The organism is Kordia jejudonensis (genome assembly GCF_001005315.1).
Taxonomy (GTDB): Bacteria; Bacteroidota; Bacteroidia; order Flavobacteriales; family Flavobacteriaceae; genus Kordia; species Kordia jejudonensis.
In genome coordinates, this window is record NZ_LBMG01000005.1 from 36,345 (window position 1) to 54,580 (window position 18,236).

Genomic DNA, 18,236 nt, shown 5'->3' on the forward strand with positions numbered 1-18,236 from the left:
GTTATGCTTCCATTTTAGCCGCTAACTCAAACCAACGTTCTGTTTTTTCTTCCGATTCGTTGATGATTTTCTGTAATTCCAATGATTTTTCTTGAATTTCCTCTTGCGACAATGCTCCCGAAATAAATTCTTGTTCTATGGATTATTTGGCTTCTTCCAAACGTTGAATGTCCTTTTCAAGTCGCTTGTATTCCTTTTGTTCGTTGTGCGTCAATTTCTGATTGGTATCATCTTGTCGCCACGATTTCTTTTCTTTCTTTTCAGAAGAACTTTTAGATTCAGGTACCACACTATCTTCATACACTCTAAAATCGGTGTAGTTTCCTGGAAAATCTTCAATAACACCATTTCCTCTAAAGATGAACAAATGATCTACAATTTTATCCATAAAATACCGATCATGGGAAACGACTAATAAACAACCAGGGAAATCGAGCAGGAAACTTTCCAACACATTGAGCGTCACAATATCCAGATCGTTTGTAGGTTCATCGAGAATTAAGAAATTAGGATTTTGAATCAATACAGTACATAAATACAAGCGTTTCAATTCGCCACCAGAGAGTTTCTCTACAAAATCATATTGTCGTTTTCTGTCAAACAAAAACCGTTCTAGCAATTGCGCGGCAGAAATTAAACGCCCTTTTTTCAGTGGAATGTATTCGCCATATTCTTTAATAATATCAATTACTTTTTGTCCTTCTTTCGGATTGATGCCACTTTGTGTGTAATAGCCAAATTTGATGGTTTCACCAACAATTACTTTTCCCGCATCAGGTTTCAAATTTCCAGTAATCATATTGAGAAATGTAGACTTTCCCGTTCCGTTTTTTCCAATAATACCAATGCGTTCGCCTTTTTTGAAAACGTATTCAAATTTATCCAGCAATACTTTATCTTGAAACGATTTGGAAATATTGTGCAACTCCAAAATTTTGCTTCCCATACGTTCCATATTGATTTCTAGCTGAATTTCGTGCTCATTACGACGTTTGTGCGCACGTTCTTTAATATCGTAAAAATCATCAATACGCGATTTCGATTTGGTCGTGCGTGCTTTGGGCTGACGACGCATCCAATCGAGTTCTTTTTTGTATAAATTTTTTGCTTTTTCAACAGAAGCTTGCTCCGACAAAATTCGTGCTTCTTTCTTTTCTAAGTAATACGAATAACTTCCTTTGTAATTGTACAGTTGTCCATTTTCAAGCTCCACAATTTCATTGCAAACTCGTTCCAAAAAGTACCGATCGTGTGTGACCATAAAAAGTGTAATACTTTCCTTTTTGAAATAATCTTCCAACCATTCAATCATTTCTAAATCCAAATGGTTTGTTGGTTCATCCAAAATTAACAAATCAGGTCTGTTGATCAATACGGTTGCCAAACCAAGACGTTTTTTCTGTCCACCAGACAAATTGCTTACTTTCTGATCAAGATTTTCAAGCTTTAATTTGTACAAAATTTGTGTGTATTGTGTTTCAAAATCCCAAGCATTGTGCGCGTCCATTTTTTCAAAGGCTTTTTGGTAGGCTTCGGTATCATCAGGATGTAAGAGTGCTTTTTCATAGTCATGGATAATAGCTAACATTGGATTATCTGACGCAAAAATGGTTTCTTCTACCGTCAAATTCGGATCTAAGTTTTCATTTTGAGATAAAAACGCCATGTGAATGCCTTTTCGCATGACAATTTGCCCGCTATCGGCTTCGGCATTTCCTGTAATGATGTTTAGCAAAGACGTTTTTCCAGTACCATTTTTGGCAATAAAAGCCACTTTTTGATCTTTATTGATACCGAACGAAATATCATCAAACAAGACGCGTTCTCCAAATGACTTGGTAATATTTTCAACAGATAAGTAATTCACTAGATATATATTTTGTACAAATTAAAAATAAAAAGATCAGATATGTTGCATAGAATTTTATTATTACTGCGTAAAACTTATATTTGCCTATTAAACAACAGCGTTTATTAATGAATTTGAAAGCCTCAATATCTATTCTAACCGTATTCCTTTTGTTAACTTCTTGCGTTTCCACCAAAGATATGACCTACTTTGGTGAAAAAGGAAGCGAAGAAGCACTTATTGACCAATCTATAAAACTCAATAATAAGCCATACCGAGTTCAAATTGGCGACTTATTATCGATTAGTATAAAATCTACAGATCAGAAATTAGTTGCCATGTTTCAACCGGTTGCTAGTGAAGATGGTACCGTAACACAATCGGAGCAAGGTTTGTATTATAGCGGATTTACAGTGAGCAAGCATGGAAATATAGAAATTCCGATTCTTGGGGAAGTCAATGTGTTGGGCTATGCCGTTGAAGAAATTCAGGATACCATCAAAGAAAAATTATTAGGAGAATATTTTAAAACCGCCGCAGATATTTTTATTGTAGTCAAATTAGCAGGTTTGCGATTTACCGTCACAGGAGAAGTCAGTAGTACAGGAATTTACAGATTGTACCAAGAACGCGTAAATATTATAGAAGCGTTGGCAAGTGCAGGAGATATTAGTGATGTAGGAAACAGACGAGACGTGTTGGTGATTCGCCAATATCCACAAGGACAAAAAATTCATCATATTGATTTAACAAATGTAGATGCATTTAATTCTCCCTATTATTACATTCAGCCAAACGATATGATTTATGTTAAACCGCTAAAACAAAAATCGTTAGGAACTGGAACCACATTAATACAATCTGTTACCGCAGTTGTGACCGTATTATCGTTAGTGACCAGCGTAATTGTATTGTCTAGAAACTTATAAGAGCTTATGGAAGATGAATTTGAAGAATTAAAATCGCAAAATTCTTTTGATATCAAAGCACTTGCATTCCGAGCGCTAAATTATTGGTATTTGTTTGTGATTACGATCGGAATTGCTCTTGTAGCAACCTACTTTTATAACAAACGATTGGAACGAATTTACAGCGTAGAAAGCCTAATTTCTATCAAAGAAGAACAAAATCCGTTTTTCTCTGCAAGTATGAATCTTACGTTCAATTGGGGCGGCGCAAGTGATAAGGTGGAAACCATCAAAACAACGTTAAAATCTAGAGCGCACAACGAAAATGTGGTCCGTGTGTTGCAATCGTACATTCATTATAAAGATCAAGGCGAATATCGTTTGGAAGACATTCATACCAATGCACCTTTTATTGCGAGCTTGGATGAAAACTTCTATCAAATAATCAATACGCCTATAAAAATTGTTTTTAGTAGCGCAGATCAATATACCGCAAGTATCGATTTTACAAACGCGGAAAATTTTGTGGGACTGAATTACAAATTGAATAAAACGGCCAATATTTCGCCTTCTGGAGAAACTTTTTCCAAAAATTTTGTGTTAAATGAAGAAGCTACAACCAATTACTTCAAATTTGCACTTACACCACGAAGCAATACACAAATTGAAATTGGCAAAGAATACTACATATACCTTACAAGTTTAAATTCGGAAATAGCTAAATATCGTTCTATTGGAGTCAATTTAAAAGTACGTGGCGCTTCCATGTTGGTGTTGAGTTTACAAGGACCAAACAGAGCAATTTTGGCAGATTACCTCAATGTAACTTCTGAAATTTTACGCGAAAAGCAACTGGAAGAAAAAAATCAATTTGCCACCAATACACTGAATTTCATTGATAAAATGATCATTGGAGTGGAAGATTCATTACGAAAAGATGAACAAAAACTTAAAAAATACAAGCAAGACAACAAAGTATTTGATCCGTCACTAAAAGGAGAAGAAGTTTTTACAAAACTCAATCAATACAGTATTGAAAAAAACGGCTACATGCTAAAGCTGGAATATTACAAATTGCTGGAAGATTATCTAAGAAATAGTACAGATTTCAGAGCATTGCCAGCGCCAGCATCTTCAGGAATTGACGATCCGAATATTGTAAACAATGTTTCAAAAATTGTCGCTTTGTCAATTCGTCGTGCAAAATTGAGTGAAACCGTTAAAAGTGAAATCTTCTTCAAAGAAATTGATCAAGATATTGATGCTACCAAACGCGTATTACTTGAAAATGTAAAAACGGCACGATCGTCAACTGCGATTGATATTTCAAATGTGCAAAATAGAATTGCCAGAGCAAACGCAGAATTCAGAAAACTTCCTGAAGAAGAACAACAACTTTTCAATATTGAAAGAAGTTACAAAATTAGTGAAGCTTCTTATACGATGTTATTAGAAAAGAAAAACGAAGCTGGCATCGTAAAAGCTGCAAACGTTTCAGATGTTAAGGTAATTGATAGTGCGAAAGATTTAGGTCAGGCGCCAATTTTACCAAACACAAGGAGAAATTACACCATTGCACTATTTATTGGCTTGTTACTTCCGCTAGGATTTGTGTTTCTAGTAACACTATTAGACAATAATATCAGCACGCCAGAAGACATCAAAAACTTGTCTAAAATTCCTATTTTGGGTATTGTGAGTAAAAATAAACTCAAGTCAGACTTGGTTGTTTTTGAAAGTCCTAAATCAGCTATTGCTGAATCATTCAGAGGCATTCGATCGAGTTTGCAATACATTTATAAAAACTTAGACAAAGAGAAAACCAAAACCGTCATGATAACTTCTTCGGTCAGTGGAGAAGGAAAAACGTTTTGTTCTATTAACATCGCTTCGGTATTTTCACTAACAGGAAAAAAAACCATCTTAGTCGGTTTGGATTTGCGAAAGCCGAAAATATTTGGAGACTTCGGAATCAGTAATGAAATAGGAGTTGTCAACTATTTAATTGGACAAAAAAATCTAGATGAAGTTATTCAAACGACTAACTATGAAAATTTAGATATTATAACGTCTGGACCTGTGCCGCCAAATCCTTCCGAGCTTTTAATAAGTGAACAATTGGACGAATTTATCGCAGAATTAAAAACGCGATACGATTATATCATTTTAGATACGCCACCATTAGGATTGGTTTCTGATGCGCTGGATTTAATTCATCATACAGATGCAACAATATACATGGTACGACAAGATTATTCTAAAAAAGCCATGTTGAATGTAATCAACGATAAATACAAAAAAGGAGAAGTAAAAAATATCAGTTTCGTGTTCAACGCCTATCGCCAAAAAAACAAATACGGTTATGGTTACGGCTATGGATATGGCTACAGTTATGGCTACGGTTACGGAAACTATGGAAATGGCTACCATGAAGACGAAAACACATCAATGCTATCAAGATTTAAAAATCTTTTTAGAAAAAATAAAAATTAACATCCCCAAAAATGAAATGCGCTCGTCGTGTTTCAATATAAAGCGATTATGACGATATTAGGAATATCCGCATTTTACCACGATTCTGCCGCAGCAATTGTCCAAGATGGAAAAATTGTAGCTGCTGCGCAAGAAGAACGTTTTACCCGAAAAAAACACGATCCTGCGTTTCCAACAAATGCTGTAAAGTACTGTTTGGAATATGTAGGGAAAAGTATTGACGAACTTGACGCTGTGGTGTTTTATGACAAGCCATTACTAAAGTTTGAACGATTATTGGAAACCTATTACGGTTTTTCGCCAAAAGGTGTTGCATCGTTCATTACAGCAATTCCTGTTTGGTTAAAGGAAAAAATGTTCCTAAAAAAACTCATCAAAGACGAATTAAAAGAAATTCAAAAATTTGATAAGAAAAAACTAAAATTACTATTTCCAGAACATCACTTATCACACGCGTCAAGTGCCTTTTATCCTTCTCCATATGAAAAAGCGGCTATCTTAACATTAGATGGTGTAGGCGAGTGGGCAACTGCTTCCATCAGTATTGGCGATGGAAAAAACATCACCATGTTGAAAGAATTGCAATTTCCACATTCTGTCGGATTGTTATATTCAGCATTTACCTATTTCTTAGGATTCAAAGTAAACTCAGGAGAATACAAACTTATGGGATTGGCGCCGTATGGAAATCCGAATTCGGAACGTGTACAAAAATTTAAAGAAATCATCAAAACCAAACTCATCAAAATACACGATGATGGTTCCATTTGGTTAGATCAAAAATACTTTAACTATGCCGTAGGATTGCGCATGGTGTACGATGATAAATGGGAGAAATTATTTGGTTTCCCGAGAAGAACCTCTGAGTCAGAATACGAACAACATCATTCCGATTTAGGCTTGGCAATTCAAGATGTAACCGAAGAAATTATCATCAAACTGGCAAAACATGCAAAAGAAATCACAGGAGCAGAATACTTGTGCATGGCTGGCGGAGTTGCACTAAATTGTGTTGCGAACGGAAAGCTTCAAAACGAAAACATCTTCAAAGAAATATTCATACAACCTGCCGCAGGAGACGCTGGAGGCGCTTTAGGAGCTGCATTAACGGCAAACTATCTCTACTTTGAACAAGAACGCGAAGTAATGCCAAATGATGCCATGCAAGGTTCGTATTTAGGACCTGAATTTTCAGATTTAGACATTGAAAACATCAATAGAAAATACAACGCAAAAGCAACATATTTTGACAATTTTGATGAATTAACCAAAGAAGTTGCCAAATACATCTCCGAAGGAAACGCCATTGGTTGGATGCAAGGTCGTATGGAATTTGGACCGCGCGCGTTGGGAAGAAGAAGTATTTTGGGAGACGCACGAAATCCTGAAATGCAGAAAAAATTAAATCTAAAAATAAAATACAGAGAATCGTTCCGACCATTTGCACCTTCTGTCTTAGCGGAAGATGTCAATGAGTTTTTTGACTACGAAGGAATTTCACCATATATGTTATTGGTGCACAAAATTCATCCAAAAATAACATATGAAGTTCCTGTCAATTATCATGATTTGCCAATTCGTGAAAAACTATACGTAGAACGTTCGTCATTGCCAGCCATTACGCATATTGATTTCTCAGGACGAATTCAAACAGTACACAAAGAAACCAATGCTGAATATTGGGAATTGATCAATGAATTCAAAAAAATCACAAATGTTGGTGTCGTTGTAAATACGAGTTTTAATGTTCGTGGCGAACCGATTGTATGCACGCCAGATGATGCATATCGTTGTTTTATGCGAACGGAAATGGACTATTTAGTCATCGGAAACTACGTGTACAAAAAGTCAGCACAACCAAGTTGGAATGATCCGGACGATTGGAAAGAAGAATTTTTATTAGACTAACTATTGTGTGGAAAACAATAAAATATAATTTGATCATTTTGCTAGTACTTTTAGTAATAGTAGAAGGGATATTGTGGTTTTTTCCTGTGCCAGATCCGTATGAAAATGCCAAGAAAAACATGTTTTTTCCAACCATTGGAAACATGTATATCGAATCGCAATTTGACCGCGATATGCAATTGCAATTTTCAACAGAAGATGGTTTGTTAGGATTTGAAAACTACAAAGAAACAACCGATTTTACCATCAATAATTACGGTTTTCGTGGAGCAGATTTAAAAATGCCGAAACCAAACGGAGAATACCGAATTTTTGCCATTGGCGGAAGCTCCACAGAAAGTTTATACATTGATGATGAGGATGTTTGGACGAAAGTTTTGGAAGAAAATCTAAATCGTGAAAACTATCAAGATAAGATTGTAAAAGTGTACAATGCAGGAAAATCGGGCGACAACATTCAAGATCATGTTTCAATGTTGGTGCATAGAATTGTGCATTTACAACCTGATGAAGTCATTGTTTTTTGCGGAATTAATGATGTGACGCGTTTACTATTAGACAAAAATCCGCTGAAATTTAACGTCACCAAGGAAAAAGAAAAACCAGTCAGCTTTGCAAACATGTTGGGCGTTTTTCTATATGAATTTCAAATTCCACGACGTTTGTATTATGCGTTTAAAAGTGAAGATGAAGCTTTGGAAACCATCGAAATACAATCAAAATATGCAAAAAAAGTTGCCAAAACGAAATCGCGACCAATTGAAAATCAGTTGCCTACGGTTGATTATGGCAACTATGCAAATAAACTAAAATCACTTATTGGTATTTGTCAGACTAATGATATAAAGCTTATATTTGCGACGCAAGTAGTAACTTGGGATACGCAAGAAGAAGTCTTGAAAAATTGGCATTGGATGACGTCTCGCGGTGGTGTTCGATACAACGCAGTAAAACTGCAACAAAAAGTAGATAGCATCAATATGATTACCGTGAATGAAGGCGAAAAGTTCAACATTCCAGTTTTTAAAACGGATTCAATCATTCCAAAAACAAGTACCTATTTGTATGATGATTGCCATTTTAATCCTGCGGGAAGTAAAAAAATGGGAGACGAATTAGCGAAATTTATAAAAGACACAAAAAAATAATTATATGGAATTCTTGAAAGATATATTCAACTTCTTAAAAGAACGAAAAAAATTCTGGCTTTTGCCAATGATCATTGTATTATTATTGCTCGGAGTTATCTTAGTATTAGGTGGCGGATCGGCAATTGCACCATTCATTTATACATTATTTTAAAATGAAAGAAAGTAATTCAAAGGTAATCTTAGTTATGGTTACAGGATTTTTAGTCCTGTCATACATCTTTACCACTATCGGTGTCCAATTGCGCTATGTTGCTGTTGGCGTTGGCGTAGCGTCATTTTTTCCACCATTAGAACGATTAATTGTTTGGATTTGGGAGAAAATCGCTATGGTGTTAGGTTGGATCAATACGAAAATCATCTTATCAGTTGTATTTTTTATCTTTTTGACGCCATTCGGAATTTTATCGCGAATATTTTCAAAAAACAGCTTACAACTAAAAAACGATTCCAATACCACATTTGTAGAACGAAATCATACTTATTCCAAGAAAGACTTAGAAAACATTTGGTAATCAGAAAACCTCAATAAACGTGAACAAGCCCCAAGAAAATAATACATGGTTATTTGAGATATCACCCAAAAGCAGTCTATTTGATTTTAAATTCAAAGAAATTTGGCGCTACCGTGATTTGCTCTTACTTTTCGTCCGTCGTGATGTGGTAACCTTGTACAAACAAACGGTTTTAGGTCCTTTATGGTATTTAATTCAACCTTTGTTAACGTCGGTTATTTTTACACTTGTGTTCAACGGAATTGCCGATATCAGCACAGGAACCGTGAATGCTTTTTTGTTCAACTTGGCAGGAATTACCATTTGGAATTACTTTGCAGAATGCTTAAAAGCAACATCCGACACGTTTAAGAAAAATGAAAACATTTTCGGAAAAGTATACTTTCCACGTGTCATAATGCCGTTATCAATTACGGTTTCAAATCTTTTAAAACTCGGTATACAAATCTGTATATTCATCGCGTTTTACGTCTATTTTTCGTTAAGTGACAAAGCTGGTTCCGTTTCTATGTACATTTTATGGACGCCTGTCATCATTTTTATCATGGGATTATTAGGCTTAGGTTTAGGAATGATTATTTCCTCCATGGTAACCAAATACCGCGATTTAACCTTTTTAGTACAATTTGGTATTCAACTATTCATGTACGTTTCTGCGGTAATGTATCCGATAGCAATTGTACAAGAAAAATTACCAAGTTATGTTTCGTGGATTGTTGAATATAATCCATTAGCGCATGTGATAGAATCCTTTCGCTACATGGTATTTTCAGGCGCATATATGGAAAATCCAACAAACGACTTTTCTATCCTAAACATTTTACTAATGTTGGGAATTTCGTTCATCGTATTTCTTTTCGGACTCATTATATTCAACAGAACCGAGCGTAATTTTATAGATACTGTATAATGGCGGAAAAAGAAATCATCTTACAAATAAAAGATTTATCCAAGCAATACCGTTTGGGTGTTGTCGGTACAGGAACTATAAGTCATGACTTAAATCGTTGGTGGCACAAAATTCGTGGAAAAGAAGATCCGTATCTGAAAATTGGCGAAAAAAATGCACGTACTACAGTTGGAAATTCTAAGTACGTTTGGGCGTTAAAAGAAGTTTCATTCAACGTGGAAAAAGGGGAAGTCCTTGGCATCATTGGTAAAAACGGCGCAGGAAAATCTACTTTATTAAAATTACTTTCAAAAGTAACGACACCAACAACAGGAACAATTCGTTCAAGAGGTAGAATAGCTTCTTTATTGGAAGTCGGAACAGGATTTCATCCAGAATTAACAGGAAAAGAAAATATCTTCTTAAATGGTGCCATTTTAGGAATGACGAAAGCTGAAATAAAAACAAAATTTGATGAAATTGTCGAATTTGCAGGTGTGCAACGTTATGTAAATACGCCCGTAAAACGCTATTCGTCAGGAATGAAAGTTCGTTTGGCATTTGCGGTAGCCGCACATTTAGAACCTGAAATATTGGTAGTTGATGAAGTGTTGGCAGTTGGTGATGCAGAATTTCAGAAAAAAGCGATCGGAAAAATGCAAGACATTGCCAAAGGCGAAGGCAGAACGGTTTTATTTGTAAGTCACGATATGACAAATATTCAAAATCTTTGTACAAAATCAATTCTGTTGGAAAATGGAATGATGGTTATGCATGGTGAAACGGAAGAAGTCATCAAACGCTATTTGCAAGGTTCGGAAGAAACCTATGTAAAAAGCTTGAAAGCACACGAAAATCGTAAAAAAGGCAGACAAGAAATCATGCAGAAAGTGACTATTGGCGACGGAAGTTCCAAAGTAATCTCTGGACAAGATTTAAAAATAAATGTGGAACTCAATCTGACTTCACTCGAAGAATTTTCAATTGGCTACTTATTCAAAAACGAAAAAGGACAAGTGTTAATGGCTTCTAATACAATGCAATACGGCACAAAATTGTATCCTAAAAGTGGAAAAAATGCGATTGCTATTGTCATTAAAAATCTGCCATTAGCGCCAGCGTCGTATTCCTTATCATTATTTGTAGGGAATGGAAAATTTGACATTGATATTATAGAAGATGCCATCACGTTTCCTGTATTTTGGGAACACGAACACATATTACCGCCCGCAAAAAAATGGGGTTCAACATTCGGAATAACACTATGGGAATACTAAAAAATACAGCTTGCATTCTGTGTAACAAAGAAACAGTAGAAACGGTTCAGCAACTGAAAACCGACGCTATTGCTGCGCTGTATAAAAATCGACTTGGCGTTGCTATTTCTGACGAATTTAAAGAAAACAACACGATTGATTATGTAAAATGTACCTCGTGCAATCTTCATTTCTTTACGCCAATTTGTAACGGAAGTGCTGACTTTTACGAGTTATTGCAAGAAAAACAAGGATTTTATTACAATGCAAATCGATATGAATTCTTCTTTGCAAAAAATCATATCAAAAATACAGATAGTGTACTTGAAATAGGCGCGGGAAGTGGTTACTTTGCCAATCTTTTAAATGTGTCAAGCTATGTTGGTTTAGAATATAATAACAAAGCTATTGAAGATGCCGCAACGCGCAATGTAACATTGATCAATCAAAGTATTGAAGATTTTGCAACAACGCATCCCGAAGAATTTGACGTAGTTTGCAATTTTCAAGTGTTGGAACATGTGCCGAATCCGAATGCATTTATCAACGCAAGTTTGGCTGCCTTAAAAAAAGGTGGTTTGCTTATTATTGGAGTTCCGGCTGCAAATTCAATTTTGACGAATAATAAAAATCATGTGCTCAATTTTCCGCCACATCACATTACACGTTGGTACAACGATACGTGTCATAATTTTGAACAAATATTTGATGTTGAAGTTGTGGAAATTCACCATGAACCTGTAACAGAAAAATTATATAAAAATCTAAAAACCAACACAATAACTGAGCGTATTTTAAACACATTCAGTCCTAAAAAGCATATTTTGGTCAATGATACAATTGCGTCAAAAGTTGATACATTGGTGCGAAAACTTGTGGCAAAACTCGGTCTTCATAAGAATATTGCCAAGAAAGACTTGGTTTATGGCGAATCAGTTATCTTAGTCTTACGTAAAAAATAACACGGCGAGTTGTGTAAAATCTCTGTGCGACTTTTAAAAAACTATAAATTACGAACACATGAAAATCCTTTTTGTTGCAATGCAATACATACATTCCGCAAGATGGATCAATCAGTTAAAAGATACTGAACATGAAATTTATATGTTCGATTGTCTCGATAGTCCAATTCATGAAGATTTACAATGGACAAACTACACGACCAATTGGAGCAAACGTAAAATAAAACTCATAAAAGGAGAAACATTTATCAAAAAACATTTTCCTTCGCTGAGCGAAAAAATACAATCATTTTTAAAAATTACCGCAGCAGAAAAATTACACGAACTCATTTTAGAAATTCAGCCAGATGTTGTGCATTCAATGGAATTGCAATCGGAAAGTTATCCGCTGATTCAAGTTCGAGAAAAAATAAATTTCAACTGGATTTGTTCCACATGGGGAAGCGATATCTATCATTTTTCAAAAGAAGCTTTTCATCTAAAACGCATTCAAAACGTATTGAAAAATGCCGATTTTCTATTTACAGACAACATTCGTGATATTTCATTGGCTACACAACACGGTTTCAAAGGGAAAGCAATGGGAAGTTTTCCTGGCGGCGGCGGATTTTTGGTCAAAGAAAATTACATTGAACCGTTAGAAAATAGAAATCTAATTCTTGTAAAAGGCTATCATCATTGGGCTGGACGCGCTCTGCATGCATTAAAAGCATTGGAAAACAATTTGGAACTTGTACAAAAGTATCAAATTCATGTGTACGCGGCGCATCCAACGGTAATTGCCGAAATAACTCGTTTGCAAAAAGAATACAATTTGCACATTTCATACACCGCACGCGGTATTGAAGAATCGCATGATGCGTTGTTGCGTAAATTTGGTCAAGCCAAAATTGCCATCGGCATTAGTGTTACTGACGGCATTCCAAATACCATGTTGGAAGCGATGATTTACGGCGCATTTCCGATACAGACAAATCCTGGAAACGCTTCTGAAGAATACATTTCACACAAAAAAAATGGTTGGTTGATAGAAGATGCAGAAAACAGCCAAGAAATTACCGAAGCTGTCACAAACGCATTGACAAACGAAAGTTTACTTGCCGAAGCATTTGAAGCGAACAAAAAATATCGTAAGATCTTAAGCTACGCGCAAATTCAACAAAAAGTATTGGAAGCGTACACAATCATTGAACAAAACCTAAAAAACGCATAGCTACAAACTATATTTTACTAACTTTAACGCCATGATGCAGCTACTACATCTTTTACGAATAAAGCACTGGATAAAGAACATTTTGATCTTTTTTACGGCTTTCTTTGGCGGCGTTTTATTAGAAATGTCAAACCTAAAAATATTAGCGTTTGTGTTTCTATATTTTTCATTTACAGCAAGTTTGATATACATTATCAACGATTTGAAAGATGTAGAAAAAGACAAACTTCATCCTGAAAAGAAAAATCGTCCGTTGGCAAGTGGCGCAGTTTCCAAAACACAAGCATACGTATTAATTGGATTCTTACTCATTGCGTTGGGAATTGCTTCCATATATGTTCCGTTGCAAGTTTTTTATGTAACATTAGCGTACTTTATTCTAAACATTTTATACACCTTTTGGCTAAAACACATTGCAATCATTGAATTATTTATCATTTCATTGGGTTTTGTGTTCAGAATCATCATTGGAGGATTGGCCGTTTCTGTAGTTGCTTCCAAATGGATTATCATGCTGACTTTTTTCATGGCATTATATGTTATCATTGCAAAACGAAGAGGCGAATTATTGCACAGTACCGCCAACAAAACACGGAATGTATTGGCTTATTACAGCGAACAATACTTAAGCAGTGCGATGATTTTAGTGCTTGGCGTTAGCATCGTAACCTACATTATGTACACGATTGATGAAGACGTCATATCACGATTTGATACTGATGAAATATACATTACGACCATTTTTGTCGTATTGGCAATGTTGCGCCATTTGCAACAAACATTTGTACATAACAACACGGAATCGCCTGTAAAATACATCCTAAAAGATCATTTAATTTTGATCATTATTTTGATGTGGCTAAGTTCGTTTTACTTCTTAATTTATTTCTAATGGGATCGAATAAATACTTAACATATTTGAGTGACAAAGCAAAGGATGAATCTTTTGTAGATCGATTGAAAATTAAATTTCGACCGCTAATCTTCCCAATGGAATCATTATTACGTCATTTTGATGAAAACGATGCCTTTTTTGATATTGGTTGCGGCTCAGGACAATTTGCGCTCTTGGTTCATCATTTTAGAAATGTGAAAAACATTAGTGGAATAGAAATCAAAGACGAATTGGTTAAAAATGCCAACACATTATTCGAAAAACATGCGCCAACCGCGACCTACAACTTTGTAAAATATGACGGAGTTCAGTTTCCTGAAACGATTAAAAATTACAACAAAGTATTTCTAAACGATGTATTGCATCACGTGCCACCAAAAGTACAAACGCAGTTTTTAGAAAATATTTACGACAGTATTGCCGACGGAACTACTTTTGTGTTAAAAGATATTGATGCGGCAAGTCCGTTGGTATATTTCAACAAAGTGCACGATTTGATATTTTCACAGGAAATTGGACGCGAACTTTCCTGTAAAGCAGCAAAAGAAATTTTGGAAAAAATCGGTTTCACCATTCTTAGTGTGGAAAAGAAAACCATTGCTGTATATCCGCATTATACTATTATTTGTAGAAAATAGCAATGAATTTACAACAATTCATATCAAATTTTGCACGATTGAATTTCCTCTTTATAGGAAGCATTTTTCTATTCATCACAATGATTTTTCTATTTGGAGTTTCATTAAATATATACGCAAGTATTTTTATATTGTTGGCAGCTTGGGCAAGTGCGAATAGCTGTATTGGTTGGACGAAAAAATCAATTTTACTCAACGGAATATTTGTACTTTTTTGGCTATTTCTATTTGGAACCGCTAGCTTATATTTAGATTTAACCTATGACGGACAATCGTATCATCAGGAAATGTCCATACAAATGGCGAATGGTTGGAATCCGATATATGAACAACTTTCCAAAGAAAATCCGCTCTATGTTTGGGTACAACATTATCCAAAAGCCTACGAAAGTATTGGAGCCGTTTTGTACAGTGTTTTTCACAACATTACATTCATCAAAGCTATCAATAGTCTATTTTTAATACTAAGTTTTCTATACGTTTTTAACTATTTTCGAAACAAAGAATCGCTGCAAAAAACAATTCTTATTTCAGCTATTATTGCTTTAAATCCAGTAGTTTTAACACAATTGATGACCAATTTAATCGATGGATTTCTATATGCGACAACGATCATTACTTTTTTTGCCTACGTCATGAGCAAAGAACAAAAAACCTATCGTTGGGAAGTGTTTATAGGATTAATGCTGTTGATCAATATCAAATTTACAGGTATCATTTTTGCAGGTTTTTTGTACGGAATTTTTTTGGTAGACGGAATCTACTTTCGGAAAGAAACATTTCAAACACACATAAAACAAACATTGCTAGTATCCGTCTTGGCAATTCCATTTTTAGTAGGACCGTACATGGTAAATTTTTCGCAAAATGGACATCCTTTATATCCTGTAATGGGAAAAAATAAAATTAATTTCATTCAAGACTACGAACCTGCTTTGGTACAAGGTAAAAATCGCGTACATCAATTGGTGTTGAGCAATTTGGCTTCTATTGGAAACAAAGGCGATTCGTATGTGAAAATTCCGTTTACATTTACACAAAACGAATTGCAAAAAACACGAAACGGCGCACCACGAACAGGAAGTTTCGGCGTTTGGTGGAGCGGTATCTTGCTTATTTCAATACTCTATTATGCGTTTTGTGTAGTGAGAATAGGAAGAAACTTCAAGCTCTCAAAATATGAAGCGTTGCTTGGAATCATCATACTTTTAATGGTACTCAACAAAGCAGGTTGGTGGCTGCGATATACACCGTATTTTTGGCTTGCACCAATTTTACTATATTTTTCGTTAAAGCGATACAAAACGCATGCAACATTTCTAAAAGTGCTTTTCGGATTGGTTTTGGTAAATACGTTGTTTACAGTACTAATTAGTATCGGATTGAAATATAAAGACGGAAATGAACTAAAAAACACCTTACACCAATTAGCGAAACAACAGCAACCTATCAAAGTTGATTTTGATAACTATTTGGGAAACAAGGTGTTATTTAAAGAATACGGAATTAAGTTTGAAGAAGCAAAGGCGGAAACATTTAAAAATCCGTTGAAAATAAATAACATTGTCATTATTGAAAATACCGAACTAAAATTCCATGAGTAAAAAGCTATACTTATTTGATTATGACGGAACGTTGACGCACAAAGATTCGTTCAAAGACTTCTTTTTGAAAATGTACGGTTTTCGAAAAGTAAGTTGGTTATTACTGTCAAATAGTTTACTTATTCTAAAAACGATTTTAGCTGATCGCGATAAAGGAAAACTCAAAGAAACGTTGATTTCCATATTTTTGAAGGGGAAAACCAAAGTGGAAATTGACACATTGGGAAAAGCATATACCAAAGAATATTTATACAGAACCATTCGCCCAAAAGCATTGGAATATTTATATCGTATACGAAAAGAAGGCGCCACGATGTATTTGGTTTCTGCTTCCATTGACTTCTGGTTGCAAACATTTGCAGATGAATTGCACATGAAACTCATTGCAACACAACTTGCCTATGAAAATGGTACATTTACAGGGCAATTTTTGGGTAAAAACTGTAAAGGTGCTGAAAAAGTGAAGCGTATCACACAGGAAATACATCTTGCGGACTATGATGAAATTATCGCTTTTGGAAACAGCGAAGGCGACAAAGAAATGTTAGCCATCGCAACAGAATCGCATTACAAACCATTCAGAAAAAAATAATGAACATACTATTTCTTGTAAATAACACTAAAATTTCCCCCAACGCAAATGGCGGAGCGTCTGTATATTTCAGTCATTTAGAGTTGTTACACAAAGCAGGATTTACGGTGCATCTTTTATTTCTGGACTGGAATCACGACAATACGAAAGCTGTTATTTCGGAAAACATCAACCAAGATTTTGTAGATGAAATCTCTGAATTTTACAATTCGGCAGCAGTTTTACATGTCGCTTATGAAGTTCCAAAACTTTCTATGAATCATCTTCTCAATGCGGTAATTCATCCTGAAAAATTTGAATATCACTTTATCAACGCTCAAAATGAAGTGTTGCTACAAAACTATTGTGCTCAAAAGCAAATTGATCTAATGTGGGCAGAATGGCGATGGTCAGTACTGTTGGCGGCATACACATCAATTGATATTCCTAAAATTTATGCACATCATGATTGGGAATACAAACTTGGGAAACTACGAAAACAGCAAAAAGGACTCAAATATAAATTTCATCTCTATCAAAAAAAGCGTGTAGAGATGGACGTCATACAAAAAGTTGAAGCCTGCGTTTCGGGTTCGTTCACAGAAACGGAAGAATTAAAAGCATTTGGCGCTACAAAATCGATGTATATTCCATTAACATATTCCAAAACGGATATTACAGAAAATGATGCAAAAGTTCCCACAATTGTACACGTGGGCGGTATGGGAACAACGGCAAATCGTATTGGTTTGGAACGTTTTCTTGAAGTTTGTTGGGAAACCATAAAACAACAAATTCCCCATGTAAAACTCAACGTTATTGGAAGTTTAAAATACGCTTCTGATTCGTTGCAACGGCGTTTGGAAGATCCACAAATTAATTGCTTGGGCTTTGTGAAAAACTTAGCACCTGAACTAAAAGCTTACGATATTCACATCATTCCATGGGAATACAATACGGGAACACGCACGCGAATTCCGCTGGTTTTCAATCATGCGCAAGTATTGGTGAGTACCAAAGCGGCGGCAAGTTGTTATCCAGAATTGATGCATGATGAAAACTGTATTTTAAGTAACGATTTGCAACACATGACCACACAAATAATTGATTTGTATAACAATGCAGAAAAGCGGATATTTACAGGCGATAATGCGCGAAAAACGTTCTTGGAAAATTTTACAACGAACACGCAGATCGAAAAACTGAAATTGTTTCTAAATGAGATATAGAATTTAAAATGTCAGATGGTAAATGTTGAAATAATGTCACGATGAACGCCGTCGAGATTGTTTGCTTTGTTTGCACAATAGTTCTCGATACAAATTTGCTTAGGCAAATTCACTCAACTGACGAAACAAAAAACCAAACACCCAAAACCCAACACCAA

Annotated in this window: 15 protein-coding genes and 1 pseudogene; 15 read left to right on the forward strand and 1 reads right to left on the reverse strand. The window is 35.2% G+C overall.

What is annotated here, in order from left to right:
* Position 1: 1 nt before the first annotated feature.
* Positions 2–1,867 (reverse strand): annotated as a pseudogene (locus AA089_RS03800) (ABC-F family ATP-binding cassette domain-containing protein).
* Positions 1,868–2,049: 182 nt separating this feature from the next.
* Here AA089_RS03800 and AA089_RS03805 point away from each other — a divergent pair.
* From AA089_RS03805 to AA089_RS03870, 15 genes are read left to right on the forward strand one after another with little or no spacing between them, the layout of a single operon-like run.
* The gene (locus tag AA089_RS03805) at positions 2,050–2,778 is read left to right on the forward strand and encodes a polysaccharide biosynthesis/export family protein (RefSeq protein ID WP_316936942.1); all 729 of its coding nucleotides are present in this window, start codon (positions 2,050–2,052) and stop codon (positions 2,776–2,778) included.
* A 6-nt stretch (positions 2,779–2,784) separates the two neighbouring features.
* Entirely contained in the window at positions 2,785–5,250 is a 2,466-nt protein-coding gene (locus AA089_RS03810) for an exopolysaccharide transport family protein (RefSeq protein WP_046755595.1), read from the forward strand.
* 48 nt (positions 5,251–5,298) lie between these two features.
* Positions 5,299–7,158 carry a carbamoyltransferase family protein gene (locus AA089_RS03815; RefSeq protein ID WP_046755596.1) on the forward strand — a complete coding sequence of 620 codons (1,860 nt, stop codon included), beginning with the start codon at positions 5,299–5,301 and terminating at the stop codon, positions 7,156–7,158.
* Between the two features lie 38 nt (positions 7,159–7,196).
* On the forward strand, positions 7,197–8,306 hold the full coding sequence (locus AA089_RS03820) for an SGNH/GDSL hydrolase family protein (protein ID WP_156168891.1): 1,110 nt from the start codon (positions 7,197–7,199) through the stop codon (positions 8,304–8,306).
* A gap of 4 nt (positions 8,307–8,310) precedes the next feature.
* On the forward strand, positions 8,311–8,460 hold the full coding sequence (locus AA089_RS25425) for a DUF5989 family protein (protein WP_173427043.1): 150 nt from the start codon (positions 8,311–8,313) through the stop codon (positions 8,458–8,460).
* Position 8,461: 1 nt separating this feature from the next.
* On the forward strand, positions 8,462–8,821 hold the full coding sequence (locus AA089_RS03825) for a hypothetical protein (protein WP_046755598.1): 360 nt from the start codon (positions 8,462–8,464) through the stop codon (positions 8,819–8,821).
* Positions 8,822–8,840: 19 nt separating this feature from the next.
* Positions 8,841–9,731 (forward strand): ABC transporter permease, encoded by an 891-nt coding sequence (locus tag AA089_RS03830; protein WP_156168892.1) that lies wholly within the window; start codon positions 8,841–8,843, stop codon positions 9,729–9,731.
* Complete coding sequence (locus AA089_RS03835) at positions 9,731–10,987, forward strand: ABC transporter ATP-binding protein (protein WP_046755600.1); 1,257 nt, start codon at positions 9,731–9,733, stop codon at positions 10,985–10,987. Before AA089_RS03830 ends, AA089_RS03835 begins: the two co-directional genes overlap by 1 nt.
* Positions 10,975–11,928 carry a class I SAM-dependent methyltransferase gene (locus tag AA089_RS03840; protein WP_053002184.1) on the forward strand — a complete coding sequence of 318 codons (954 nt, stop codon included), beginning with the start codon at positions 10,975–10,977 and terminating at the stop codon, positions 11,926–11,928. The genes AA089_RS03835 and AA089_RS03840 overlap by 13 nt, the downstream gene beginning before the upstream one ends.
* 58 nt (positions 11,929–11,986) lie before the next feature.
* Positions 11,987–13,141 carry a glycosyltransferase gene (locus AA089_RS03845; RefSeq protein ID WP_046755601.1) on the forward strand — a complete coding sequence of 385 codons (1,155 nt, stop codon included), beginning with the start codon at positions 11,987–11,989 and terminating at the stop codon, positions 13,139–13,141.
* Positions 13,142–13,172: 31 nt separating this feature from the next.
* Entirely contained in the window at positions 13,173–14,033 is an 861-nt protein-coding gene (locus AA089_RS03850; protein ID WP_046755602.1) for a UbiA prenyltransferase family protein, read from the forward strand.
* Positions 14,033–14,674, forward strand: coding sequence for a class I SAM-dependent methyltransferase (locus tag AA089_RS03855; protein ID WP_046755603.1), 642 nt, complete (start codon positions 14,033–14,035; stop codon positions 14,672–14,674). Before AA089_RS03850 ends, AA089_RS03855 begins: the two co-directional genes overlap by 1 nt.
* Positions 14,675–14,676: 2 nt before the next feature.
* A complete protein-coding gene (locus AA089_RS03860) occupies positions 14,677–16,278 on the forward strand; it encodes a hypothetical protein (protein WP_046755604.1) in 1,602 nt (533 codons plus the stop codon).
* Entirely contained in the window at positions 16,271–16,870 is a 600-nt protein-coding gene (locus AA089_RS03865; protein WP_046755605.1) for an HAD-IB family hydrolase, read from the forward strand. The genes AA089_RS03860 and AA089_RS03865 overlap by 8 nt, the downstream gene beginning before the upstream one ends.
* Positions 16,870–18,078 carry a glycosyltransferase gene (locus AA089_RS03870; RefSeq protein WP_046755606.1) on the forward strand — a complete coding sequence of 403 codons (1,209 nt, stop codon included), beginning with the start codon at positions 16,870–16,872 and terminating at the stop codon, positions 18,076–18,078. Before AA089_RS03865 ends, AA089_RS03870 begins: the two co-directional genes overlap by 1 nt.
* Positions 18,079–18,236 lie beyond the last annotated feature (158 nt).

Bases quoted from the DNA above. Each gene is read 5' to 3' on its own strand.
- AA089_RS03850 (WP_046755602.1), top strand. From the start codon at position 13,173: ATGATGCAGCTACTACATCTTTTACGAATAAAGCACTGGATAAAGAAC.
- AA089_RS03855 (WP_046755603.1), top strand. From the start codon at position 14,033: ATGGGATCGAATAAATACTTAACATATTTGAGTGACAAAGCAAAGGAT.
- AA089_RS03870 (WP_046755606.1), top strand. From the start codon at position 16,870: ATGAACATACTATTTCTTGTAAATAACACTAAAATTTCCCCCAACGCA.
- AA089_RS03810 (WP_046755595.1), top strand. From the start codon at position 2,785: ATGGAAGATGAATTTGAAGAATTAAAATCGCAAAATTCTTTTGATATC.
- AA089_RS03845 (WP_046755601.1), top strand. From the start codon at position 11,987: ATGAAAATCCTTTTTGTTGCAATGCAATACATACATTCCGCAAGATGG.
- AA089_RS03805 (WP_316936942.1), top strand. From the start codon at position 2,050: ATGACCTACTTTGGTGAAAAAGGAAGCGAAGAAGCACTTATTGACCAA.
- AA089_RS03865 (WP_046755605.1), top strand. From the start codon at position 16,271: ATGAGTAAAAAGCTATACTTATTTGATTATGACGGAACGTTGACGCAC.
- AA089_RS03860 (WP_046755604.1), top strand. From the start codon at position 14,677: ATGAATTTACAACAATTCATATCAAATTTTGCACGATTGAATTTCCTC.
- AA089_RS03835 (WP_046755600.1), top strand. From the start codon at position 9,731: ATGGCGGAAAAAGAAATCATCTTACAAATAAAAGATTTATCCAAGCAA.
- AA089_RS03840 (WP_053002184.1), top strand. From the start codon at position 10,975: ATGGGAATACTAAAAAATACAGCTTGCATTCTGTGTAACAAAGAAACA.
- AA089_RS25425 (WP_173427043.1), top strand. From the start codon at position 8,311: ATGGAATTCTTGAAAGATATATTCAACTTCTTAAAAGAACGAAAAAAA.
- AA089_RS03825 (WP_046755598.1), top strand. From the start codon at position 8,462: ATGAAAGAAAGTAATTCAAAGGTAATCTTAGTTATGGTTACAGGATTT.
- AA089_RS03815 (WP_046755596.1), top strand. From the start codon at position 5,299: ATGACGATATTAGGAATATCCGCATTTTACCACGATTCTGCCGCAGCA.